General features: G+C 72.0%; 20 protein-coding genes. 11 read left to right on the top strand and 9 right to left on the bottom strand.

Annotated elements, in window-relative coordinates; genetic code table 11:
• Positions 1–13: 13 nt before the first annotated feature.
• Positions 14–511 (bottom strand): MarR family winged helix-turn-helix transcriptional regulator, encoded by a 498-nt coding sequence (locus tag ACFQ79_RS13785; protein ID WP_383582566.1) that lies wholly within the window; start codon positions 509–511, stop codon positions 14–16.
• Between the two features lie 116 nt (positions 512–627).
• On the opposite strand from ACFQ79_RS13785, the gene ACFQ79_RS13780 reads away from it, so the two are divergent.
• The 4 genes from ACFQ79_RS13780 (at position 628) to ACFQ79_RS13765 (ending at position 4,909) form a co-directional block, all read left to right on the top strand.
• A complete protein-coding gene (locus ACFQ79_RS13780) occupies positions 628–2,130 on the top strand; it encodes an MFS transporter (RefSeq protein WP_383582563.1) in 1,503 nt (500 codons plus the stop codon).
• A gap of 187 nt (positions 2,131–2,317) precedes the next feature.
• Entirely contained in the window at positions 2,318–2,746 is a 429-nt protein-coding gene (locus ACFQ79_RS13775) for an STAS domain-containing protein (protein WP_383582560.1), read from the top strand.
• Positions 2,747–3,027: 281 nt separating this feature from the next.
• Positions 3,028–3,165: a hypothetical protein gene (locus ACFQ79_RS13770; RefSeq protein ID WP_383582557.1), complete on the top strand. Its 138-nt coding sequence runs from the start codon at positions 3,028–3,030 to the stop codon at positions 3,163–3,165.
• A 193-nt stretch (positions 3,166–3,358) separates the two neighbouring features.
• Positions 3,359–4,909, top strand: coding sequence for a UDP-N-acetylmuramoyl-L-alanyl-D-glutamate--2,6-diaminopimelate ligase (locus ACFQ79_RS13765; RefSeq protein ID WP_383582553.1), 1,551 nt, complete (start codon positions 3,359–3,361; stop codon positions 4,907–4,909).
• A 230-nt stretch (positions 4,910–5,139) separates the two neighbouring features.
• Here the strand turns inward: ACFQ79_RS13765 and ACFQ79_RS13760 are convergent, their stop codons facing one another.
• Positions 5,140–6,639 (bottom strand): DHA2 family efflux MFS transporter permease subunit, encoded by a 1,500-nt coding sequence (locus tag ACFQ79_RS13760; RefSeq protein WP_383582550.1) that lies wholly within the window; start codon positions 6,637–6,639, stop codon positions 5,140–5,142.
• Positions 6,640–6,800: 161 nt separating this feature from the next.
• Positions 6,801–7,235, bottom strand: a complete 435-nt coding sequence (locus ACFQ79_RS13755) for a MarR family winged helix-turn-helix transcriptional regulator (protein ID WP_383582547.1) — start codon at positions 7,233–7,235, stop codon at positions 6,801–6,803.
• A gap of 118 nt (positions 7,236–7,353) precedes the next feature.
• Between ACFQ79_RS13755 and ACFQ79_RS13750 the strand changes: the two genes are divergently transcribed.
• The 4 genes from ACFQ79_RS13750 to ACFQ79_RS13735 all read left to right on the top strand — a co-directional run bounded on the left by ACFQ79_RS13750 (position 7,354) and on the right by ACFQ79_RS13735 (position 13,792).
• Complete coding sequence (locus tag ACFQ79_RS13750; protein ID WP_383582544.1) at positions 7,354–8,481, top strand: NADH:flavin oxidoreductase; 1,128 nt, start codon at positions 7,354–7,356, stop codon at positions 8,479–8,481.
• A 625-nt stretch (positions 8,482–9,106) separates the two neighbouring features.
• Positions 9,107–10,570: a hypothetical protein gene (locus tag ACFQ79_RS13745; RefSeq protein WP_383582541.1), complete on the top strand. Its 1,464-nt coding sequence runs from the start codon at positions 9,107–9,109 to the stop codon at positions 10,568–10,570.
• 625 nt (positions 10,571–11,195) lie between these two features.
• The gene (locus tag ACFQ79_RS13740) at positions 11,196–12,560 is read left to right on the top strand and encodes a bifunctional o-acetylhomoserine/o-acetylserine sulfhydrylase (RefSeq protein WP_383582538.1); all 1,365 of its coding nucleotides are present in this window, start codon (positions 11,196–11,198) and stop codon (positions 12,558–12,560) included.
• Positions 12,557–13,792, top strand: a complete 1,236-nt coding sequence (locus ACFQ79_RS13735; RefSeq protein WP_383582615.1) for a homoserine O-acetyltransferase — start codon at positions 12,557–12,559, stop codon at positions 13,790–13,792. Before ACFQ79_RS13740 ends, ACFQ79_RS13735 begins: the two co-directional genes overlap by 4 nt.
• A 193-nt stretch (positions 13,793–13,985) precedes the next feature.
• Here ACFQ79_RS13735 and ACFQ79_RS13730 read toward each other — a convergent pair whose 3' ends face one another.
• A complete protein-coding gene (locus ACFQ79_RS13730; RefSeq protein WP_383582535.1) occupies positions 13,986–14,780 on the bottom strand; it encodes an SGNH/GDSL hydrolase family protein in 795 nt (264 codons plus the stop codon).
• Between the two features lie 326 nt (positions 14,781–15,106).
• Between ACFQ79_RS13730 and ACFQ79_RS13725 the strand changes: the two genes are divergently transcribed.
• On the top strand, positions 15,107–15,739 hold the full coding sequence (locus tag ACFQ79_RS13725) for a GNAT family N-acetyltransferase (protein WP_383582532.1): 633 nt from the start codon (positions 15,107–15,109) through the stop codon (positions 15,737–15,739).
• A gap of 166 nt (positions 15,740–15,905) precedes the next feature.
• On the opposite strand, the gene ACFQ79_RS13720 is transcribed toward ACFQ79_RS13725, so the two are convergent.
• The 5 genes from ACFQ79_RS13720 to ACFQ79_RS13700 all read right to left on the bottom strand — a co-directional run bounded on the left by ACFQ79_RS13720 (position 15,906) and on the right by ACFQ79_RS13700 (position 19,294).
• Positions 15,906–16,949, bottom strand: coding sequence for a PP2C family protein-serine/threonine phosphatase (locus ACFQ79_RS13720; protein WP_383582529.1), 1,044 nt, complete (start codon positions 16,947–16,949; stop codon positions 15,906–15,908).
• A 393-nt stretch (positions 16,950–17,342) separates the two neighbouring features.
• A complete protein-coding gene (locus tag ACFQ79_RS13715; protein ID WP_383582613.1) occupies positions 17,343–17,720 on the bottom strand; it encodes a PaaI family thioesterase in 378 nt (125 codons plus the stop codon).
• Between the two features lie 230 nt (positions 17,721–17,950).
• Positions 17,951–18,184: a helix-turn-helix domain-containing protein gene (locus ACFQ79_RS13710; RefSeq protein ID WP_383582526.1), complete on the bottom strand. Its 234-nt coding sequence runs from the start codon at positions 18,182–18,184 to the stop codon at positions 17,951–17,953.
• A complete protein-coding gene (locus tag ACFQ79_RS13705; RefSeq protein ID WP_383582523.1) occupies positions 18,184–18,675 on the bottom strand; it encodes a DUF2975 domain-containing protein in 492 nt (163 codons plus the stop codon). Before ACFQ79_RS13705 ends, ACFQ79_RS13710 begins: the two co-directional genes overlap by 1 nt.
• Before the next feature lie 112 nt (positions 18,676–18,787).
• Positions 18,788–19,294 (bottom strand): MarR family winged helix-turn-helix transcriptional regulator, encoded by a 507-nt coding sequence (locus tag ACFQ79_RS13700; RefSeq protein WP_383582520.1) that lies wholly within the window; start codon positions 19,292–19,294, stop codon positions 18,788–18,790.
• Positions 19,295–19,409: 115 nt separating this feature from the next.
• Between ACFQ79_RS13700 and ACFQ79_RS13695 the strand changes: the two genes are divergently transcribed.
• Positions 19,410–20,003 carry a malonic semialdehyde reductase gene (locus tag ACFQ79_RS13695; RefSeq protein ID WP_383582517.1) on the top strand — a complete coding sequence of 198 codons (594 nt, stop codon included), beginning with the start codon at positions 19,410–19,412 and terminating at the stop codon, positions 20,001–20,003.
• A gap of 142 nt (positions 20,004–20,145) precedes the next feature.
• Positions 20,146–21,366, top strand: a complete 1,221-nt coding sequence (locus ACFQ79_RS13690) for an MFS transporter (RefSeq protein ID WP_383582514.1) — start codon at positions 20,146–20,148, stop codon at positions 21,364–21,366.
• The last annotated feature ends 41 nt before the right edge of the window (positions 21,367–21,407 follow it).

Genomic DNA, 21,407 nt, shown 5'->3' with positions numbered 1-21,407 from the left:
CCGGTGTCTGCCGTCAGGGACGCGGTGCCGCCGGGTCCCGTTCCGCGAGGTGGCTGTCCATGGTGGTGTTCAGGTCGACCATGAACGCCTCGAACCGCTCCAGGAGCTGGGGCGGGTAGTGCGACATCGCCGCGTCGAGGCGGTGGGCGAGCGGGCCGAAGAACTCGTCCGCCCGTTCCTGGATGTGTCCGCCGCTGCGCAGCGTGACGATGCGCCGGTCGGAGTGTTCGCGGGCGCGGGTGATGTGCCCTGCGGCTTCGAGACGGTTCAGGAGCGCGGTGGTGGCGCCCGTGGACAGGGAGATCCGCTCGCTCAGCCGCGCCGGCGACAGGGGGGTGCCGCGTTCCTCGGCGGCGGCGATCTCCAGTACCGCTGTCGCGTCGGTGGAGTGCAGCCCCAGCCAGGCGGCGAAGCGCCGACTGAGTTCGGCGTAGTGGCCGCCGTAGATCCTCAGCGATTCCATCAGCCGCTCACGCTGCTCCGCGACACCGTCGCGTACGGCTTCCTCCATGCCGGCCTTCCACCCTTCTCCGCTGCCGCGCGGCCTGCTCGGCCGTCCCGCTTTGACAACCTACCCCTCCCACTTTACCTTCACCGTGGAATTACTTCACCATGGAGGTATTTGGCGTGCGTGACCTGTCCCCCACCCCTGACGAGACGACCGAGCCCTACCGATGGCGGTGGCTGATCCTGGCGGTGATGATCGTCGCGGAGATCATGGACCTCCTGGACGCGTCGATCGTCAACGTCGCGGGGCCGGACCTGGAGAGATCCCTCGGTGCCGGTTCCGTCGGACTGCAGTGGGTGATCGGCGGATACGCCCTCACCCTCGGCGCCGGTCTGGTTCTGGGCGGCCGCCTCGGTGACCGCTACGGCCGGCGCAGGATGTTCCTGATCGGCCTCGCGGCCTTCACCACGAGCTCGCTGCTGTGCGCGATCGCGCCGAACATCGAGTCGCTGATCGTCTTCCGCCTGCTGCAGGGCACCGCCGGAGCGATGCTGCTGCCCCAGGGCCTGGGCCTGCTGCGGGAGAACTTCTCCGGCCCCGAGCTCACCAAGGTCTTCGCGATCTTCGGCCCGGTCCTCGGTCTCGGCGGCATCATCGGCCCGGTCCTGGGCGGCTTCCTCATCGAGGGCGACTTCTTCGACCTGGGCTGGCGCTCGGTGTTCCTGATCAACCTGCCCATCGGCATCGCGGCGCTCGTCGTCGCCGCGAAGTTCGTGCCGAAGAAGGCGGGCGACCGCACGGTACGGGTCGACACGGCCGGCGCCGCCCTGGTCATGGTGTCCTGTGCGCTGCTGGTGCTGCCGCTCAACCAGGGGCAGGAGGAGGGCTGGCCGCTGTGGACGTGGCTGTGCATGGCCGCCTCGGTGATCGGTTTCTCCCTCTTCGCCCTCCAGCAGCGCCGGACGGCCGCCGCGGGCCGCGAGCCGCTCGTCACCCCGGGTCTGCTCCGCAAGCCCGCCTACACCGTCGGACTCGGCGGCATCGCCCTGTTCTTCGGCGGGCTGATCGGCACCCAGCTCGTCCTGACCCTGTTCCTCCAGGTCGGCCGGGGCTTCACGGCCGGCGACGCGGGGCTCGGCAATCTGCCCCTCGCGGTGGGCACGGCGATCGGCGGCGCGGTCAGCGGCGCGTTCCTCGCCGACCGGATCGGGCGCAAGGTGCTGCAGATCGGACCGCTCGTCCAGCTGGCCGGCGCGGCGGTCCTGTGGTTCGAGCTCGACGGACTCGACGCCGCCTCGTTCTCGATCTGGGACATCGTTCCCGGTACGGCCGTGGCGGGCGTCGGCGCGGGCATGGTGATCGCCGCCCTGTTCAGCTTCATCCTGGCCGCGGTCGAGGACGACGAGATCGGCTCCGCCTCCGGTGTCCTGACGGCGGTTCAGGCGGTCGGCGGCTCCCTCGGCGTCGCGGTCTTCGGCTCGGTGTTCTTCGCCCGGGCGAAGACCGGTGACTTCACCGCCGGTTTCCAGCACGCACTGATCGTCCAGGCCTGTCTGCTGGCGGCCTTCCTCGCGATCACCTTCCTGCTGCCCGAGAAGGGCCGCCCCGAGGACGAGCAGCACGGCATCACCACCGAAGCGGCTGCCGAAGGGTCCGACACCCCGCAGCAGCTCACCGTGTGAGCCGCGGCCCTGGGGACCGTGTGCGACGAGCGGTCCCCGGCCGGTCGAACGGACCGTGCACCGGGTCGCCCCGCTGACCCGTACGGGTGGCATCTTTCGCTCGTGCTGGGTATCGATGCTGCTCAGATGGGGTGAAAGAGCCGCGTGCCTCGAATCCCAGCACCGTACGCGAGGCGTTGATGGGTCTGTGAGTACCTCAAGCACAGCACCGATACTGCCCGCCTCGCTCGCTGCCCCCGCCCTTCCCGTCGTGCACGACTCGGGCGCGGACAACGCGCCCGGCGTCATAGTCGTCGACTCCTGCACCACGCTCGGCACCACCCTGGTCGTCCGCCTCGTCGGGGAGATCGACTGCTACAGCGTCGCTCCGTTGCGTGCCCTGCTCGCCTCGGCGGCGGCCGGCGGCTACACCGGCCTCGTCCTGGACACCGCCCGGGTCTCCTTCTGCGACTCCAGCCTCCTCGCCGTCCTCGAATGGTGGCCCCGGCGCGGACGCCGCCTCACCCTCGCGAACCGCTCGCGGGCCGTTCAGCGCCTCCTGAGCGCGGCCGCGGCCGACGTCTCAGGACTGCCGGCGGCCCAGGCCGGCCCACCGATGGTGGCGGCCACGTCATGACCTTCATACTCATGACGTGCGGCCCGATGCTGGCAGCGGTCCTCATGGTCCATTGGGAACCCCGCACCTCTCGCCACGGCCGTCGCGCCCGATCCGCCCGGCCCGCGCCCCGCAGGACCCTGGTGTACTGCCGCGGCGCGCTCTCGATCACGTGCTCCACTCCGTAGACGAGAAAGGTCGGCGGGGCCCGCACCCGTCTGCGGGCCCCGCCGACCGCTCGCTGCATCGCGGCGGTCGGCCATGTGGGCGGCGGGCCGTCGGAACGGCCGTACACTCGCCCCATGGGTCGCACGAGTTCGACGAGGCAGTGCCTGTGGCAGGCCGCCTCCGCAGTGCGTCCGGCCGTCGTCGCCCGGGTCACCGCCGCTGACGTCGAGGCGCCCCCGACCCGCCGTATCGCCCTCCACGGCCACGGCTAGCAATCCTCTCCCCCGGCGCGCCGCTCTCCACGCCGTCCGCCGGACCCCTCCCGGGCCGAGCCCGCCCCGCCCTTCCGGCGCCCGGTGGTCTCCGCCCCGCTCCACGTCACCACAGCAGCGTTCCGGCACTCGCCCGGCGCTGCCGCCTGGCTACGGCCGCACGACCGGGCCGGGCCACCTCGAAGGGATCGTTGTGAAGCTGAGCGCATTGCTGGCCGGGCAGGAGCATCACGTACTCCGGGGAGACCCGAGCAGCACACTGATCACCGCGGGGACGACCTTCGACGTGGACCGGGTGACGCCGGGCTGCCTGTTCATCGCCGTGCCAGGACATCGGGAGGGCGGGCCCGACTCCATCGCGCCCGCGCTCGCCCGCGGAGCGGCCGCCGTCGTCGTCGACGGCACGGAATCGGCGCTCTCGGCGTCGGTGTGGCCGCCGGGCTCGTGCGCCGTGCGAGTGCCGGACGTCCGGAGGGCGGCCGCGATCGTCACCTCCCGCTACTTCGGCGAACCGGGGCGGCAGATGGACGTGGTCGCGGTCACCGGCACCAACGGCAAGACATCGGTCTCGTACATGGTCGAGTCCGCCCTGCGGATCTCCGAGGGCGCGAAGGTGGGGGTCATCGGGACGGCCGGCAGCCGGATCGGCGACGAGCTGATCCCGATGCCACGATCGGTGCTGACCACCCCGGAGTCGCCCGACCTGCAATACCTCCTGGCGTGCATGCGCGACCGCGGAGCCGGCGGCGTCGTGCTCGAAGCCACGTCGATGGGCCTGCTGACGCACCGGGTTGACCGTACGTTCATCGACGTCGGGGTGTTCACCAACCTCACCCAGGACCACCTCGACGACCACGGCACGATGGCGAACTACCGGGACGCCAAGCTCCGTCTCTTCCAGGGCCTGTGCCGCCACGCGGTGGTCAACGCCGACGACCCGGTGGGCGCCGGGATCGTGGCGATGATGCCGGGCGCGGTGACCACGTACGCCCTCGACGGGCCGGCGGACTACCGGGCGACCGATCTCGCGGTCAGCGCGTCCGGCACCCGGTTCACCCTCCACCACGACGGGCGTACGTATCCGGCGTCGATCCCCGTCCCCGGCCGGTACTCCGTGGCCAACGCCCTCGCCGCCCTGGCCGCCTGCCACGTCCTCGGGCACGAGCTGGGCGGCCTGGTGGCCGCGCTCGACCGGATGCCGCCCGTCCCCGGCCGGTTCGAACGCTTCGAGACCCCGGACGGCACCTCCGTGATCGTGGACTACGCCCATTCGCCGGACTCCCTGGAGAAGGTGCTGACCACCGTCCGCGGCTACGCCCGAGGCCGGATCATCACCGTCTTCGGCTGCGGCGGCGACCGCGACGACACGAAGCGCGCCGACATGGGACGGATCGCCGGGGCCCACTCCGACCTGTGCGTCCTCACCTCGGACAACCCGCGCAACGAGGACCCGGAGGCCATCCTGGACCAGATCGCCCCCGGCCTCGCCGGGACCGGCACGCCGTTCGAGCGGATCGCCGACCGCCGCGAGGCCATCGCGTTCGCCCTGTCCGCGGCGAGCCCCGGGGACACCGTCCTGATCGCCGGCAAGGGCAGCGAGCCGTACCAGATCGTCGGCGAGGAACTGCTCCCCTTCAGCGACATGGCCACCGTGCGGCGACTCGCCCTGGAACGGACGGCCACCCGGTCGTACTCCTCCCATGGCGAGGGAAGCCGTGGAGGCGGCACGGCGCTGGTTCGCTGAACAGGGCGTCCGCCAGGCGGGCGACGGGTGGGTGTGCGACAAGCAGCCGGACGTGCCGCTCACCGCCGACCAGGTGACGCGCTGCCGGGCCGGCGGCGCGCTCCCGCTCCCGCTCCCGAGTCGTGGACCTGCCCGCTCGCTCCGCGTGGGCCCGCGGCGACGCGGAGCGGCCCGGTGCTCGCGACACGGCGATGGCACGCGTCGAGAGCACCGGGCCGCTCGTCCGGCTGTCAGCCGGCGGTGGGTGCGGTCTCGCTCGTCGCGGTGCCGTCCTCGTCCTGGGTCTCCGGCTCGGCCGGCTGGTCCGGAGCGGGCGGCGTGCGGACCAGCAGTGCGACCAGCACGGCCACGGCGGCGAGTACGGCCCCGACGCCGAATCCCCAGCGGATGCCCGTGGCCAGGGCTCCGGTGGTGCCGGCACCCTCGGCTGCCGCCGTGGCGGCGTGTCCCGACATGATGCTGATGACCAGGGCCGTTCCTGCGGCGGCGGCGACCTGCTGGAGCGAGCCGAGGATGGCGGAGCCGTGGGGGTAGAGGTGCGGCGGCAGCACGGAGAGGCCGGAGGTGAAGACGGGCGTGAAGACGAACGCCATCCCCGCGCTCAGGGCCACGTGCAGGGCGAGCACCGGCCACGGCGAGGTCTGTTCGCCCGTGAGCGCGAACAGCGCGAGGCACAACGCGGTGAGTACGGCTCCGGGTACGACCAGCCGAGGTGCGCCGAACCGGTCGTAGAGCTTGCCGACCTGCGGGCCGAGCAGCCCCATGGTCAGGCCGCCCGGGATGAGGAGCAGCCCGGTCTGCAGTGAGGTCAGGCCGCGCACCTCCTGCAGATAGATCGGCAGGAGGACGAACGCGCCCATGAGGGCCATGAAGGACAGGCACATCAGGCCGAGTGCCACGGAGAAGTGACGAAAGGTCAGGGCGCGCAGGTCGAGCAGCGGTGTGGACGAGCGCTGAAGCGCCAGCTGTCGCCATACGAACAGGCCCACCAGCACGGCGCCGGCCAGGGTCATGACCGGCGGGGACAAGGGGGCCTGCGCCGCGTCCCCGGCACCGAGACCGCTCAGACCGTAGACCAGGGAGCCGAATCCCGCCGCCGCCAGGGGGACGGACACCCAGTCGATCGGGACGGCCTGCGGCTCGCCGATGTTGATCAGCTTGCTCCGGCCGAAGACGGCCATGGCTCCGGCGATGGGCAGCACGGCCAGGAACAGCAGGCGCCATGTCCCCAGCTGCAGCAGCACGCCGGAGACCGCGGGGCCGAGCGCGGGTGCGACGGAGATGACGAGGGTGATGTTGCCCATCACCCGGCCACGGTCGTGCGGGGGCACCAGGGTCATCAGCGTCGTCATGAGCAGCGGCATCATGACGGCGGTGCCGCCTGCCTGGATGACGCGGGCGGCCAGCAGCACGGGGAAGGCGGGCGCGGCCGCGGCCAGGGCCGTACCGGCGAGGAAGAGTGCCATGGCCAGGCTGAAGGCGGTCCGGGTCGTCACGCGCTGCAGGAACCACCCCGTCACCGGGATGACGACGGCCATGGTGAGCATGAAGGACGTGGACAGCCACCCCGCGGCCGCCGCGGTGACCTCGAACTCGCGCATGAGCCGCGGGATCGCGTTGACCATGATCGTCTCGTTGAGGAGGACGACGAACGTGGACAGCACGAGAATCCGCAGCACGGCGGTGATGTGGGCGGGCGGGAGCGTGGGCGTCGCGTGAGGTGCGGACATGGCGCCTTCCGTCAGGTGAGCGTCCTCCGCACGTGGCAGCTCACACCGATGGACCGTGGCGCCGGGAAGAACTCATGGGCGTCCCCGATCCTGTCGGCCGCGCCGCCCGAGCACAATCCGATTTCGCGACCCGCGCGCCGACGCGGGGGCAGCCGTGGGGGTCAGGTGGCGGGCTGGGAGCCGAAGACCCGTTCCAGCAACGTGGACAGGGCGTCCCGGTCCTGGTCGCTGAGCCTGTCCAGGCCCTCCTGTGTGGCGCGCATCTTCGCGCGGATCGCGTCGGTGACGCGCTCGCCCTCGGCGGTGAGGATGACGTTCTTGACGCGGCGGTCGGAGGCGTCGGCCTCGCGGCGCACCAGGCCGCGCTTCTCCAGCCGGTCGATGATCCCGGTCATGTTGGAGGCGTCGCAGGTCATGGTCTCGGCCAGGGAGCGCATCGCGGCGGGTCCCCGGCGCAGCACGGTCAGGGCCTTGCCCTGGCTCGCCGTGAGGTTCTCGCTCGCCGCCGCCACGGTGAAATCGCCGTAGTAGACGCCGAGCGACACGGAGAGCAGCTCCATGAGCTGGGCCGTGTCGGCGCGGGGAGCTTCTGTCATGAGGCTCACTCTAACCGGAGATACTTGACTATCTCAAACATCCGCCTCTACCGTCCCCTCGTTGCATGAAGTTATCAAGCATCAAGGTTGTCAAGTAAGTGCCACGAGGAGCGTCCCTGTGACCGTCACCGAGTCCCCCACCTCCCGCGCCGCCGAGATCCTGTCCCGGCCCGTCTCGCTGAACGGCCTGACCGTCCCGAACCGCATCGCGATGGCGCCGATGACGCGCATGTTCTCCCCCGGCGGAGTCCCCGGCGAGGACGTGCTGTCGTACTACGCCCGCCGCGCCGCCGCCGGCGTGGGCCTGATCGTCACCGAGGGGACCTACGTCGGCCACGAGTCGGCCGGACAGAGCGACCGCGTGCCGCGGTTCCACGGCGAGGAGCAGCTCGCGGGATGGGCGAAGGTCGCCGAGGCCGTGCACGCGGCGGGCGGCACGATCGTCCCGCAGCTGTGGCACATCGGCATGGTGCGCCGGCAGGGCCAGGCCCCCTACGCCGAGGCCCCGGCGATGGGGCCCTCCGGCATCCGTCCCGACGGCACCGAGGGCACGGGGCAGGCCATGACCCAGAGTGACCTCGACGAGGTCATCGGCGCCTTCGCCGAGGCCGCCGCCGCCGCCGAGCGCATCGGCTTCGACGGCGTCGAACTGCACGGCGCCCACGGCTACCTCCTCGACCAGTTCCTGTGGGCGGGGACGAACCGCCGCACCGACGCCTACGGCGGCGACCCCGTGGCCCGTACGAAGTTCGCGGCCGAGGTCGTGACCGCCGTCCGCGAGGCCGTCTCGCCCGGGTTCCCGGTGATCTTCCGCTACTCGCAGTGGAAGCAGGACGCCTACGACGCGCGGCTCGCCCAGACCCCGCAGGAGCTGGAGGCGATCCTGGCCCCGCTCGCCGCGGCCGGCGTCGACGTCTTCCACGCCTCCACCCGCCGCCACTGGATTCCCGAGTTCGAGGACTCGGACCTGAACCTGGCGGGCTGGACCAAGAAGCTCACGGGCAGGCCCACCATCACCGTCGGATCGGTCGGCCTCGACGGCGACTTCATCCACGCCTTCGCGGGCGAAGGCGCCCCGGTGCAGGGCATCGACGACCTCCTCGACCGTCTGGAGCGGGACGAGTTCGACATGGTCGCCGTCGGCCGCGCGCTGCTCCAGGACCCGGAGTGGGCTGCGAAGGTCCTGGCCGGGCGGACCGACGAGCTCAAGCCGTACGACGCGGCCGCGGTGCAGACCCTCAGCTAGGGCCTGTCCGACCCTGATCCGCCGGACAGGCCCGGTCCCGAACCCGAGTGACGGTTCGCCGACGTGGCCGCTCACCGGCTCAGCCGCCGCCCCGCGCCACGTCCGGCTCGGGGCGGTCGGCGCCATGTCCGGCTCGGGGCGGTCGGCGCCATGTCCGGCTCGGGGCGGTCGGCGCCATGTCCGGCTCGGGGCGGCCGGCGCCATGTCCGGCTCGGGGCGGGTGGCGGACGGCCGGGGCGGGACGACGACGTCCACAGCCGCGGCAGTCCTTCTGTTGCCCAGGGAATGCGGGAGCATGAACTGGATGAACAAGCTGTGACCGGCGGCCACGAAGAGATCCTGATCGCCCGGCCAACGGCTAGCGTCCCTGTCAGAGCCGTTCCGAGCAGCCACCGCCACCCGGAACCAGGGGCCGGGCCGCACCATCGGCCGGCGCCGCGTCGGCTGGTTCCACACCGTCGGCCGATCCCAACCCGTCGGCAGGTCCCACAGCGCCCTGCGCACGCGCCGCGCACGCCGTCCTCGGCGCCCGCCACCCCCGCGGCACCCGTCGGTGCCGCGCGGCACGTCGCACTGTCGGCAGCGCTCCGCAGCTGCCCCTCCCCCTCCGTCCCGAGGACCCCTGATGCCGTTCTCCCTGCCCGCCGGCGGGCGCCTTGCCGTGCTCGCATCCGCCCTCGCCGTGGCCCTCAGCGCCGCCGGCCTCACCGGCGCTCCCACCGCTGCCGCCGACCCGGCCACCGCGTTCGGTCCCCAGCCGCCGCAGAACCCCGTCACCGCGGCCAACGGCGCCGCGACGATGCACGGCGACAGCGCCTCCAGCGGCACCACGCCCGCCCCGGGGCCCGGCACGGCCGCCATCAAGTACTCCCGCACCGCGCTGGCTTCGGCCTGCCCCACCGTGCTCGTGGGAAGCGACGGCTACGTCGTGACCCTCTGCACCACCATCTTCGGCCAGACGCCCACCGTCCACCTGCTCGACCCCGCCACCGGAGCCGACCTCGCCTCGCTCGCCCTGCCCAAGGGCAGTCTCTTCGGCGGCGTCTACGCCTACCTCGACAACGCGGACCGCCTGGTCGTCGTCGACGGCGACAACGATCTCGTCCGCATCGGCCACCAGCGCACCGGATCCGCGTGGACCCTCCGGATCGACCAGAGGACCCCCCTGGGCGACGCCGTCCCCGCCGGGGACAACATCGTCGGACTCACCCCCGCCTGGGACGGCAAGGTCTGGTTCGCCACCAGCGGCGGTGTGATCGGGACCGTCGACACCGGCACCGGCGCCGTACGCGGCATCAGCACCGGCGAAGGCGTCCAGAACAGCTTCTCCACGGTCCCCGGCCGCACCGCCGTCGCCACCGACCGCGCGCTCTACCTCCTGTCGTCCGCCCCCGACGGAACGCCCGTCGTGGACTGGCGGGCGCCCTACGACCGCGGCCCGGCCCGCAAGCCCGGCCAGCTCAGCTGGGGCACCGGCACCACACCGAGCTTCTTCGGACCGGGCAACGGCACCGAGTACGTCACCATCGTCGACAACGCCGCCCCCCACGGGAACCTGCTCGTCTACCGGGCGGCCGGCGGACCGGAGCCGATCTGCCGCATCCCCGTGCTCACCCAGTACGCCCGCAGCGGTACCGAGGACGCCGTCATCGCCTCCGGCCGCAGCGTCTTCGTCACCAACACCTACGGCTATCCCTACCCGGCCCTGCCCGAGGGCGCTCCCGCGAGCGAGCCCTCCTCCGCGAACTTCGACGGTGGTCTCAGCCGGATCGACGTCAACGCCCAGGGAACGGGCTGCGAGGTGGTGTGGAACAGCCCGGTGAAGTCCGCCGCACTGCCCCGGCTCTCCCTCGCCGACGGGAAGATCTACACCGTCTCCGTGACCGGGCCGACCGGCAGCGCCGGCCTGAACACCTTCGCCCAGTACCACCACGCCGTTCTCGACCCGGCCACCGGCCTCCAGCTCGGCAGCTCCTACCTGGGCATCGGGCTGGTCTACAACCCGCTCCAGATGCGGGGGACGGCCGCCCCCGACGGCACCCTCTACCAGGGCACCGAGACCGGCGTGGTCCGCATCTCCAGGCGCTGACCGCGCCACCTCGCGGAAGGGGGCGTACAGCGGCACGCTCCCCCGCCGTCGGCCGACATGGTTCGCCCGGGCCGAACAAGGTCGGCCCGGGCCAACGGAGTTCGTGTCGGCCGACGGCGGGGCGCGTCCGGCCGATGTGACCGGAAGGCCTGGTGCGCCTCGACCCGCCTGTGGTTACCTGGGGCCATGACCGTTCTCGTGACCCGTCGCCACGTCGACTACGTGCGTGTCACGACCACGGGTTGTCCCGTCACAGGCTGACGCGACGCCGCGCGGCATCGCCCCGCGCCTCCCCTCGCGCCTTCCGCGTACTCGTCGTACGCACGCGTACTCGTCGTACTCGTCGTACGCACGCGATCCCGTCGTACGTACGCGATCCGTCGCACCGAACCGCGTCGGCTCGTGACGTCACCGCCGTCTCTCCCGTCGCCGCCGTCGCCGCCGTCACTTTCGTCCTCGCTGTCCGGCGGATCGCAGAGCACCCTGCCGACGGACCTCGGCTCCACGGTGCATCCTCCGACTCCTCACCCGCGCCGACGCATCAGGCACCATGCCTCCCCTCCCCGGTACGCCTGGCCGCCCGCCGCCGCTCCACCTTCACCTCACTTCACCTCAGAGGAGACCCATGAGCCAGCAGCCCATCGACGCTCTCACCGCAGGTCACACCCCCGAGAGCGAGCCCGCCGGAGCCGAGACGCCCGCCTGGTCCTTCGAGACCAAGCAGCTCCACGCCGGCACCGCCCCCGATCCGGCGACGGGCGCCCGCGCGGTCCCGATCTACCAGACCACCTCCTTCGTCTTCCGCGACACCCAGCACGCCTCCGACCTCTTCTCCCTCGCCGAACCCGGGAACATCTACACCCGTATCCACAACCCCACCCAGGACGCCTTCGAACAGCGCATCGCCGCCCTCGAAGGCGGCGTCGCCGCCGTCGCCGTCGCGTCCGGGCAGGCCGCGGAGACTCTCGCGATCCTGAACCTGGCCTCGGCCGGCGACCACATCGTCTCCAGTGCCTCCCTCTACGGCGGCACGTACAACCTGTTCCACCACACCCTGCCGAAGTTCGGCATCGAGGTGTCGTTCGTCGAGGACCCCGACGACCTCGACGCCTGGCGGACCGCCGTACGGCCGCACACCAAGGCCCTGTTCGCGGAGACCCTCGGCAACCCGCGCGGCAACGTCCTCGACGTCCGGGGCGTCGCCGACGTCGCGCACGCGGCGGGCCTGCCGCTCATCGTCGACAACACCGTGCCCACGCCGTACCTGCTGCGTCCCATCGAGCACGGCGCGGACGTCGTCGTGCACTCGGCCACCAAATTCCTCGGCGGACACGGCACGACGCTCGGCGGGGTGGTCGTCGACGCGGGCACCTTCGACTTCGGCGCGCACCCCGCCCGCTTCCCCGATTTCAGCGAGCCCGACCCCAGCTACCACGGCCTGCGCTACTGGCCCGACCTCGGAGCGGGAGCGTACGCGGTCAAGCTGCGCGTGCAGTTGCTCCGCGACCTCGGCCCCGCCATCGCGCCGCACTCGGCGTTCCTGCTCCTGCAGGGCGTGGAGACGTTGAGCCTGCGCCTGGAGCGGCACTCGGAGAACGCCCAGGCGCTGGCCGAGTGGCTCGAGCAGCGCGACGAGGTCTCGGCGGTGCACTACCCCGGCCTGCCGTCCAACCGCTGGTACGAGGCGGGGCGCCGCTACCTGCCGCGCGGCGCCGGTGCCGTGCTCGCGTTCGAGTTGCGGGGCGGCCTCGAGGCGGGCCGGCGGTTCGTGGACGGGCTGGAACTGTTCAGTCACCTCGCGAACATCGGCGACGTACGCAGCCTCGTCATCCACCCCGCCTCCACCACGCACAGCCAGCTCGACGCGACGCAGCTCGCCGCGACCGGCACCACACCGGGGCTGGTACGGCTGTCGGTGGGCATCGAGAACCCGGCCGACCTGAAGGCCGACCTGGAGGCCGGCTTCCGCGCCGCGAAGGAAGCGTCCTGAACCCCGCCTCAGCCGCCTCATCCGCCCCGGCCACGTCGGCCACCGCGGTCCCCCTGCCCGCCACCGGGGCGTGGCGGGAGGGGGATCCGCCCGGCAGACGCCAGTGGCACCAGCGTGCGCAGCCACTGGCGTTGGAGGCCGGCGGCGAGCTCCCGCGGGTGCGGCTGGCGTACGAGACCTGGGGGCGCCTCGCGGCCGACCGTTCGAACGCGGTGCTCGTCCTGCACGCGCTGACCGGTGACAGCCACGTCGCGGGCGCCGCCGCCCCCGGGCACCAGACCTCCGGCTGGTGGGACGCGATGGTCGGTCCGGGCCGGGCACTCGACACCGCCCGGTGGTTCGTGGTGGCGCCGAACGTGCTGGGCGGCTGCCAGGGAAGCACCGGGCCCGCCTCCGCGGGGCCCGGGGGGCGCCCCTGGGGCGGTGCCTTTCCTCGTCTGACCCAGCGCGACCAGGTACGTGCCGAGTCCGGGCTCGCCGACGCGCTCGGCATCGGACGCTGGGCCCTGGTGATCGGGGGTTCCATGGGCGGGATGCGAGCCTTGGAGTGGGCGGTCGGAGAACCGCATCGTGTGGCCTCGCTGTTGCTGCTGGCGTGCCCGGCGGCGGCGAGCGCGGACCAGATCGCCTGGGCCACCGCGCAGCTCCACGCCATCCGTGCCGACCCCCACTGGCGGGGCGGCGACTACCACGACGCGGGGCCCGGGCAGGGGCCGCACGCAGGGCTGGGCATCGCCCGCCGCATCGCGCACATCACCTACCGTTCGGCCGCGGAGCTGCAGAGCCGCTTCGGTCACGAGGCCCAGGAGGGGGAGGAGCCCTGGCGCGGTGGCCGGTACCGCGTCGAGTCCTATCTCGACCACCAGGCCGTCAAGCTCCTGCGGCGGTTCGACGCGGCCAGCTACGTCGCCCTGGTCGAGGCCATGAACACCCATGACGTCGGAAGGGGCCGCGGTGGTCGGCGCGCGGCCCTCGGTCGGGTGCAGGCCCGCACGGTGGTGGCCGGGGTGGACTCCGACCGGCTCTATCCCCTCTCCCAGCAGGAGGAACTGGCGGGCGGGATTCCGTCCGCGGACACGGTGCGGGTCATCCGGTCCCCGTACGGGCACGACGGCTTCCTGCTGGAGACGGACCAGGTCGGCGCGCTGGTACGGGAACTCCTCGACGGCACTCCGGTTGCCGGCGACGCGGAGGCGCCGCCCCCTCACGGGTCAGGCCCCGGGAACGCGTGAGACGACTGCCGGTCGGCGGCCGTGCGGACCTGTGAGGGTGTGGCCCGCTTGTCGCGACGGCGGGGTCGCCGGGTGCGGGGAGGTCTTGTCGCGACGGCGGGGCCGCCGGGTGCGGCAAGTCTTGTGACGCGGGGTCGGACCGAGCCGCCGTGCGGTCGGTCCGACCCCTTCGTACAAGGCAGGCCGGGCGGGGTCAGACGGCCGAGCGGAAAGCGGGGAGGTAGCCGCCCGACTGCCCGGCGGCCTTCGGGTGGTACGAGTTGTACACCGGTACGGACAGGCTGTGCAGCCAGGAGTCCGCGGAGCAGATCTCGTGGCCCGTGAACTCGTCGACGACGCTGGAGAAGGTGAAGCCCGCGTTCGCCGCCTGCTTCGCCAGAACGCCGTTGAGCGTGTCGGCGCCGCGGTTGATGGCCGCCCGCTCGGTCTCGCTGAGGCCGGCGATACAGCTTCCGGACAGCTTGTAGAACCGGGGGTACCCGAGCACCACGACGTGCGCCTGCGGTGCGCGGCCGCGGATGTCCCCGTAGAGGGCGGAGAGGCCACCGGGCAGCGTGCTGTTCATCTTCACGACCGCGGCGTCGACGGCCGCGACGCAGGTGGCCTCGCTGTTGAGCACGCAGGTCTGCATGATGTCCGCGAACCCGACGTCGTTGCCGCCCGCCGTGACGCTGACGAGGGTGGTGGACGAGTTCAGCGGGCCGAGCTGGCCGCTGCGGACGGAGCCGGTGGTCGCACCGGAGCATGCCGTGAAGGAGAACGAGGAGGGGGAGTTGGCCGCCGCCCACAAGCGGGGGTACGCGTTGGTGCTGCGACGGCAGTCGCCGCTGTCCGCGAGGTAGCTTCCGGCCCCCACGCCGGAGGAGTACGAGTCTCCGACGGCCACGTAGCGGTGGCCGGCGGCGGTGGCCGTCGGGGCGACGCCGAGGGCCGCGGCGGCCACTGCGAGCGCGGTTGACGCGGACAGCGCGAATCTTCGCCAGAGCATGGCGATCAGCCTCAAATCCGATGCGTGGGAGGTGAGTTGGTTGAACGCGACACTTCTAGCAGGGTGGTGATACCGACGGGTAGCCCTCGGGAGGGATGTCGTCCGCTTTGGACGCATGTTTAGTTCTCCGCGCGTAGACTCGTCCCGTTTGCGCCACGCGCGCGCCGGACCGCGACCCGGGGCGTCGGCGGCTACAGCGCGAACAAGCGGCGCATCGAAGGCACTTCAGCGCCTACGGGTTCCCGGCGGGCGGACCTCCCCGCGCACCGACCGGTCGCGGCGCAAAGGCCGTGCGGGAGCGCTCCCATTCTGGGATCGTCGCCCGCATGGAGACAGCACCGTTCATTCGTCGCTACCGGCCCACGGACCGTGACCGACTCGCGGACATCTGCGTCAGGACGGCCCACGAGGGAGGTGACTCCTCCGCCCTCTACCCCGATCCGGAGCTCATGCCCACGATCTTCGCCTACCCCTACGTGGAGCTGGAGCCGGACTTCGCCTTCGTCCTGGACGACGGCTCGGGGCGGGCCGTCGGCTACGTCCTCGGGGTACCGGACACCGCGGCCTTCGCCACCCGGTTCCGCGAGGAGTGGCTCCCCCGGGTGGCGGAGCGCTTCCCGGCGCCCGCCGGGGAGGCCGGCACGCCCACCGAGTCGATGACGGTCCTCCTGCACACGCCGGAGCGCATGGTCCGCGGCGAGCTGGCCGGACATCCCGCGCACCTGCACATCGACCTCCTGCCCTCTTGGCAGGGACGGGGACACGGGCGCGCCCTCATGGACACACTCCTCGGCGCGCTCCACGCGCACGGCGTGCCCGCCGTGCACCTGTGCATGGTGCGGGCGAACACGGCGGCCCGGGCGTTCTACGACCGGCTGGGGTTCGAGCCGCTGGACGTGCCCGACCCCGGGCCCGTCTGGTACCTGGGCCGCCGGGCGAGCCGGTCGAGTTCCGCGTAGCCGGTGCCCTCCGTGAACCGGATCAGGCAAGCCCGGCCCCTGAGGTTTCTGGGGCTCCTGGAGTTCCTGGGGTCCTGGGGTCCTGGGGTTCCTAGGATTCCTGGGCCAGGCTCTCGCGCGAAGGGTTCACCGAGGCGACGACGAGTCGCTCGACGGGACCGGCCGCTCAGCGCTCGCTCAGGCGTACGGCGAGGGCGGCGATGTCGTCGTCGAGACGCCCTTGGGTGTAGCGAAGAAGATCGCGGTGCAGCGCATTCAGAAGCTCGCGGGGTGGCGTCAGGGGCTGTCGACGCGTCCAGGCCGCCAACGGGAAGAACTCGCCGCGCCGGTCGCGGGCCTCGGCGATCCCGTCGGTGTAGAGGAGCAGCAGGTCGCCCGGGGCGAAGGCACAGGTGTCGACGTTGTAGTGGTCGCCGAGCAGGTCGGCGAGGCTGAGCAAGGGCGAGGGGGTCCGCGACTCGACGACGCGCAGCGTCGCGCGGTTCAGGATCAGCGGGGGCGGGTGTCCGCAGTTGAGGACGTCGATCCGCCCGCCGGCGTCCGGAATGTCGACGAGCAGCGCGGTGGCGAAGCGTTCCATCGTCCCTTCGGGGGGAAAGGCTCCGTTGTACCGGGTGCAGGTGGCGTCGAGCCGCCGGGCGACGTCGACCATGTCCGTCTCGCTGTAGGCGGCCTCGCGGAAGGCGTTGACGATGGCCGCCGCCGCCCCCACGGCCGGCAGGCCCTTGCCCCGTACGTCACCGATGAGGAGCCTGACTCCGTACGGCGTGTCGACGGCCTCGTAGAAGTCTCCGCCGATGCGCGCCTCGGCCGCGGCCGCGAGGTACAGCGACTCGATCTCGACGTTTCTGAAGCGGCGCGGCATCGGGCCGAGCACCACCTGCTGCGCCGCGTCGGCGACGAGCCGCACCTGCAGGAGGGTGCGCTCCCGCTGGAGCCGCACATGACTTCCGTACGCAGCGGCGACGGTGACGGCGATGATCCCCGCGGCCGTCCACCAGGTTCCGAGGTCGGGGAAGACGAGGCTGAGGCCGATCATCAGCACCAGGCAGACCGTGCCGAGCAGGACAGTGGGGAGCACCGGCCACATGGCGGCGGCCAGGGCGGGTGCGGCCGGCAGGAGTCGGCTGAAGGCCATCTCCGGCGGAGTGTTGTAGGCCAGTGCGGCGATCACGACCGTCAGAAAGACCGGCGACAGCCGCACGAACATCCCTGGGCCATAGCGCCGACGGAACCGTAGCCGTAGCTGTCCAGACTCGATCACACCGGACAGAATATCCACATAAGAGGGACAAAGCGCCCCAGAGGGCAGGGGCGGCCACAGAGGGTAGCGAGGGTCCGGCACCGGTCAGGCGCGAGCCGGGTACCGGTCGCGGGTGGCATCACCGCTGATCACACGTCGATCCCGCCTCCCGACCCGACGGGCCGGGCGGGCAGCAGGAGGACGCCTGCCCGAACCGCCTTGCTCGCTGCGCGTCAGCACGCCTCGGCCGGGAAGGGGCCCGGCCTCCGCGTCGACCAGGACGACAGGGACGGCAAGGACTGCGAGGAGGGCAGGGACGGCGAAGACGGCCGCAGGTCTACTCGGCGGCCCTGTTCACGTCTACTCGGCGGCCCTGTTCACGCGGATCAAGGTCTGCTGGCCGTTGGCGACCAGCTTGCGCGAGCCGTCGCCCTGGACGCCGTACACCTCCAGCAGGCACACGGTCAGGGTGCGTCCGGACTTCAGGACGGTGCCGACCGCTTCGAGGTGGTCCCCGGTGGCGGGCGCGAGGAGGTTGATCTTGTACTCGACGGTGAGGACGTCCGATTCCTCGTCGAACAGCGTGAGCGCCGCGTAGCCGCCGGCACTGTCCGCGATGGCACTGGTGGCGCCGGCATGGACGTAACCGTGCTGCTGGGTCACCTCGGGTCGGGCCGGGAGCACGATGTGGACGCGACCGGGGCCGATATGCGCAAGGCGCGCGCCGAGGTGGGCCATGAGGCCCTGAAGGTCGAAGCTGTCCTGAACGCGTTTCCGGACTGCGGGGCTCGCCTGTTCCTGCCCCACCTGGCCTTGGCTTTGGCCATGGTTCTGACTTTGGCCTTGCGTGGGGTCTTCCACGTGCCTGCTCCCCTTCGGGACCGTGTCGGATGGAGCTCGGATGGAGCGACAGGGCCATCGCCGGTCGGCCGGAGCCGTCGGCACCGCCCTGGCAGGCGCGCCGCGCCCTACGAGGGCGCCGGCTCGTCGGCGGTGTCCTCGGCCTCCCAGCGCAGCAGGTCTCCCGGCTGGCATTCGAGCACGTCGCAGAGCGCGGCGAGCGTCGCGAACCGCACCGCCTTGGCCCGGCCGTTCTTGAGCACCGCGAGATTGGCGGGCGTGATCCCCACCCGGCCGGCGAGCTCGCCCACGGACATCTTCCGCCTGGCCAGCATCACGTCGATGTCGACGACGATGGGCATCAGATGACCTCGTCCAGCTCGGCCCGCATCCGCGCGGCTTCGGCATCGCGGTCGACGGCCTGCGCGAGCAGCATCCGCAGCACGAACACGATGAGCGCGACCCCCAGGACGGCCACGCCGATCCCGCCCATGATGACGGTGACGCCCGGGTCGTCCCGTTGGCCCGGCGCGTTGATGACCGTGACCGCGAACCACAGGACGGCGGCCGCCACGATCGCGCCGATCACGCGGTCCACGTACCGGAAGGCGGCGAGGGAGAACACCGTTCCACGCCGCACCATCGCCACCAGCCGCCACACAGAGACCAGAGCGACCTGCGCCGCCACCATCCCCAGGGCCACGATCACGCGCAGCGGGGTCAGCGGGAGCGAGCCGTCCTCCGGGTCACTCCCACTGACCACCACCCACACCATCAACACCTGCACCAGAACGGTGCCGACGAGCACCACCGCGAGCACGGTGCGCAGCGCACCCACTGCCAGCTTTCCCATGACCCCTCCTCACATCGACTTACGACCGAAAGCTATCGACTTTCGATAGATCGAGCAAGGGGTGGATCCGAGTGGCGTCGGGGCTCCGGTCACAGCGGGTGGCACCCGGTCGCTATTCGATGCCGGTGTCGCCCAAGGTCTCCAGCACCTGCCGCAGGCCGGCGCCGGTGTTCGCGACCAGGTCGCGGTCCACATCGGCGAGCAGTCGTGCGTAGTTCGCCAGGTGGTCGGCGAAGGCGGCGCGGGTGACCTCGTGACCGTGCTCGGTGAGACGGATCTTGATGGTGCGACGGTCCTCGCCGTCGCGGACCCGCTCGACCAGCCCTTTCGCCTCCATCCTGTCGATCCGGTTCGTGATCGCACCCGAGGTGACCATGGACGCCTTCAGGAAGGCCCCCGCCGTCAGGGCGTAGGGCGAGCCCGAGCGCTGCAGCGTGGTCAGGACGTCGAACTCCCCGTGCTCCACGCCGTGCGCGGCGGCCGAGACCTTGGCGGACTTGTCGATCACCCGGGCCAGCCGCTGGATCCGCCCGAAGAGCTCCACCGGCCACAGGTCCTCCGCGACGTCGGGGCGCTCATTGACCCACTGCCCGATGATCGCGTCCACGGCATCACTCATCGCCGCACTCCTCTCCATAGAAATCCTCTCAACGTTAAGACACTTGACGTTGAGAGAGTCGAGCTGCTTTTATCTCAACGTTGAGATTATCAAGGCTGAACGACAGGAGCATCCCATGCCCGAGCTCGCCCTTCACCCCGCCGCCCAGGACCTCCTCTTCCGCCAGGCCCGTACCGCCAACACCTTCACCTCCGAGCCGGTGACCGAGGACCAGATCCGGGCCGTCTACGACCTCGTCAAGTACGCCCCCACCGCCTACAACCAGTCCCCGCTCCGGGTCGTCCTCATCCGCAGCGACGAGGCCCGCGAACGGCTCCTGACGCACATGGCCGAGGGCAACCGGCGCAAGGCCGCCGCCGCGCCGCTGGTGGCGATCCTCGCCGCCGACAACGAGTTCCACCAGGAACTCCCCACCCTGCTCCCGCACTTCCCCCAGGCCAAGGACGTCCTCTTCGCCGACCGCCCCGTCCGCGAGGAGTCCGCCCTGCTCAACGCGACGCTCCAGGCCGCCTACTTCATCCTCGGCGTCCGCGCGGCCGGGCTGGCCGCAGGGCCGATGACCGGCTTCGACTTCCCCGGCGTGCGCAAGGAGTTCCTGGACGACGACCACAGGCCGCTGATGGTCGTGAACATCGGCCGCCCGGGCGACGACCCCTGGTTCCCCCGGGCCCCGCGACTCTCCTACGACGACGTCGTCACCGCCGTCTGAACCGACTGGCGCCGCGCCCCCCGCCCCGTATCCGCGCCACACGCACCCCGCACCATCCCGCACCATCCCGCACCCACTGCCACACAGGCGCCGCCACGCCTCGTGCCCCGATCGGTCCGCGCCCCCTTCTCCGGAGTCCGCCGTGTCCCTGCTCGACCGCACCCGCCCGATCCAGCCCACCCAGGCACCGCGCCAGATCCACGCGCTGTGGCTCGCGCTGCTCGCCACACCGTTCGCCGCGAGCGCCAACAGCCCCGTCCTCATCCTCCCGGACATGGCCGAGTCCTTCGGTGTCTCCACCGGCACGGCGACCTGGCTCGTCACCGTCTTCGCCTGGGCCGTCGCCGTCGGCACCCCCCTCATGGCGGGACTCCTGCGCCGCCGCGGACCGGGCGTCACGCTCCGGCTCGCCGCCGTCCTCATCACGGCCGGCACCGCCGTCGTCGCCGCGGCCCCCTGGCTCCCCCTCGCCATGACGGGCCGCGCCGCCCAGGCGATGGGCGGCGCCGGTCTCATCACCGTCGCCATGAGCCTGGCCGGCTCGGTCCGCCGCATGGGTGTGATCACCGCGGGCTTCGGCATTCTCGGCGCCGTCGGCCCTCTGCTCGGCTCCACCATCGCCGGCGCGGTGTCCTGGCGCCTCTCCCTCGCCGTCGGAGTCGTCGCGCTCCTCGCCCTGCCGGCCGTCACGCGCCACGCCGACCTGACCGCCGCCCCCAGCCGGACCACCCCCTTCGACGGCCGCGGCGCCGGCCTCCTCGTCCTCCTCGCCACCGCCCTGGTCCTCATCCCCCGTTTCCCGCTCCCCGGGACAGCCGTCTCCCTCGCGGCCGCCGCGCTGCTGGCCCTCCACGTCCGGGCCCACCCCACGGGCTTCGTTCCGGTCTCGCTCCTGCGCACCAGGACCTTCGTCCTGTCCACCCTGCTCGCCTGCACCTTCGCGACCTCGTACTTCACCCTCCTCTTCACCGTCCCGCGGCTGCTCGCCGACCGGACCGACTGGTCGACCTCCACCATCGGCACCGGCCAGCTGATCGCCCTCCTGACCGGTTCCATGCTCTCCATGGCGCTGGCCGCCACCGCGGCCCGGTGGGGCCGCCCGCGCGTCCTGACCATCCTGCTCACCACCGGAGCGCTGGCCCCGCTCATCGTGCTCCTGACCCCCTGGCCGCTGCTGCTCCTGCCGGCCGCGACGCTCGCCGTCCTCACCACGAGCGCGGGCCAGGCCACCCTGGCGGTCTACGCCACCCAGGCCGCGCCCGCCGCGCAACGCCCCACCGCGCTCGGCCTGTTCAATCTCGGCTACCAGCTCGGCGGCGCCTTCGGCCCCGCGATCGCCGCGCTCGTCATCCTGAGCGCCTGAACCCCCGCCTCCCGACGACACGCCCCGCATCCGCAGCCGCC

The sequence above is a fragment of the Streptomyces sp. NPDC056480 genome (genome assembly GCF_042795405.1).
In the GTDB taxonomy this organism is placed as follows: Bacteria; Actinomycetota; Actinomycetes; order Streptomycetales; family Streptomycetaceae; genus Streptomyces.
This window is presented reverse-complemented; position numbering and strand designations above follow the sequence as displayed.

What these genes read in the sequence shown, in the direction of transcription:
- ACFQ79_RS13785 (WP_383582566.1), bottom strand. Translation starts at nt 511, where the DNA reads ATGGAGGAAGCCGTACGCGACGGTGTCGCGGAGCAGCGTGAGCGGCTG.
- ACFQ79_RS13770 (WP_383582557.1), top strand. Translation starts at nt 3,028, where the DNA reads ATGGGTCGCACGAGTTCGACGAGGCAGTGCCTGTGGCAGGCCGCCTCC.
- ACFQ79_RS13760 (WP_383582550.1), bottom strand. Translation starts at nt 6,639, where the DNA reads ATGTCCGCACCTCACGCGACGCCCACGCTCCCGCCCGCCCACATCACC.
- ACFQ79_RS13755 (WP_383582547.1), bottom strand. Translation starts at nt 7,235, where the DNA reads ATGACAGAAGCTCCCCGCGCCGACACGGCCCAGCTCATGGAGCTGCTC.
- ACFQ79_RS13745 (WP_383582541.1), top strand. Translation starts at nt 9,107, where the DNA reads ATGCCGTTCTCCCTGCCCGCCGGCGGGCGCCTTGCCGTGCTCGCATCC.
- ACFQ79_RS13740 (WP_383582538.1), top strand. Translation starts at nt 11,196, where the DNA reads ATGAGCCAGCAGCCCATCGACGCTCTCACCGCAGGTCACACCCCCGAG.
- ACFQ79_RS13730 (WP_383582535.1), bottom strand. Translation starts at nt 14,780, where the DNA reads ATGCTCTGGCGAAGATTCGCGCTGTCCGCGTCAACCGCGCTCGCAGTG.
- ACFQ79_RS13725 (WP_383582532.1), top strand. Translation starts at nt 15,107, where the DNA reads ATGGAGACAGCACCGTTCATTCGTCGCTACCGGCCCACGGACCGTGAC.
- ACFQ79_RS13720 (WP_383582529.1), bottom strand. Translation starts at nt 16,949, where the DNA reads ATGTTCGTGCGGCTGTCGCCGGTCTTTCTGACGGTCGTGATCGCCGCA.
- ACFQ79_RS13715 (WP_383582613.1), bottom strand. Translation starts at nt 17,720, where the DNA reads ATGGCCCACCTCGGCGCGCGCCTTGCGCATATCGGCCCCGGTCGCGTC.
- ACFQ79_RS13710 (WP_383582526.1), bottom strand. Translation starts at nt 18,184, where the DNA reads ATGCCCATCGTCGTCGACATCGACGTGATGCTGGCCAGGCGGAAGATG.
- ACFQ79_RS13705 (WP_383582523.1), bottom strand. Translation starts at nt 18,675, where the DNA reads ATGGGAAAGCTGGCAGTGGGTGCGCTGCGCACCGTGCTCGCGGTGGTG.
- ACFQ79_RS13700 (WP_383582520.1), bottom strand. Translation starts at nt 19,294, where the DNA reads ATGAGTGATGCCGTGGACGCGATCATCGGGCAGTGGGTCAATGAGCGC.
- ACFQ79_RS13695 (WP_383582517.1), top strand. Translation starts at nt 19,410, where the DNA reads ATGCCCGAGCTCGCCCTTCACCCCGCCGCCCAGGACCTCCTCTTCCGC.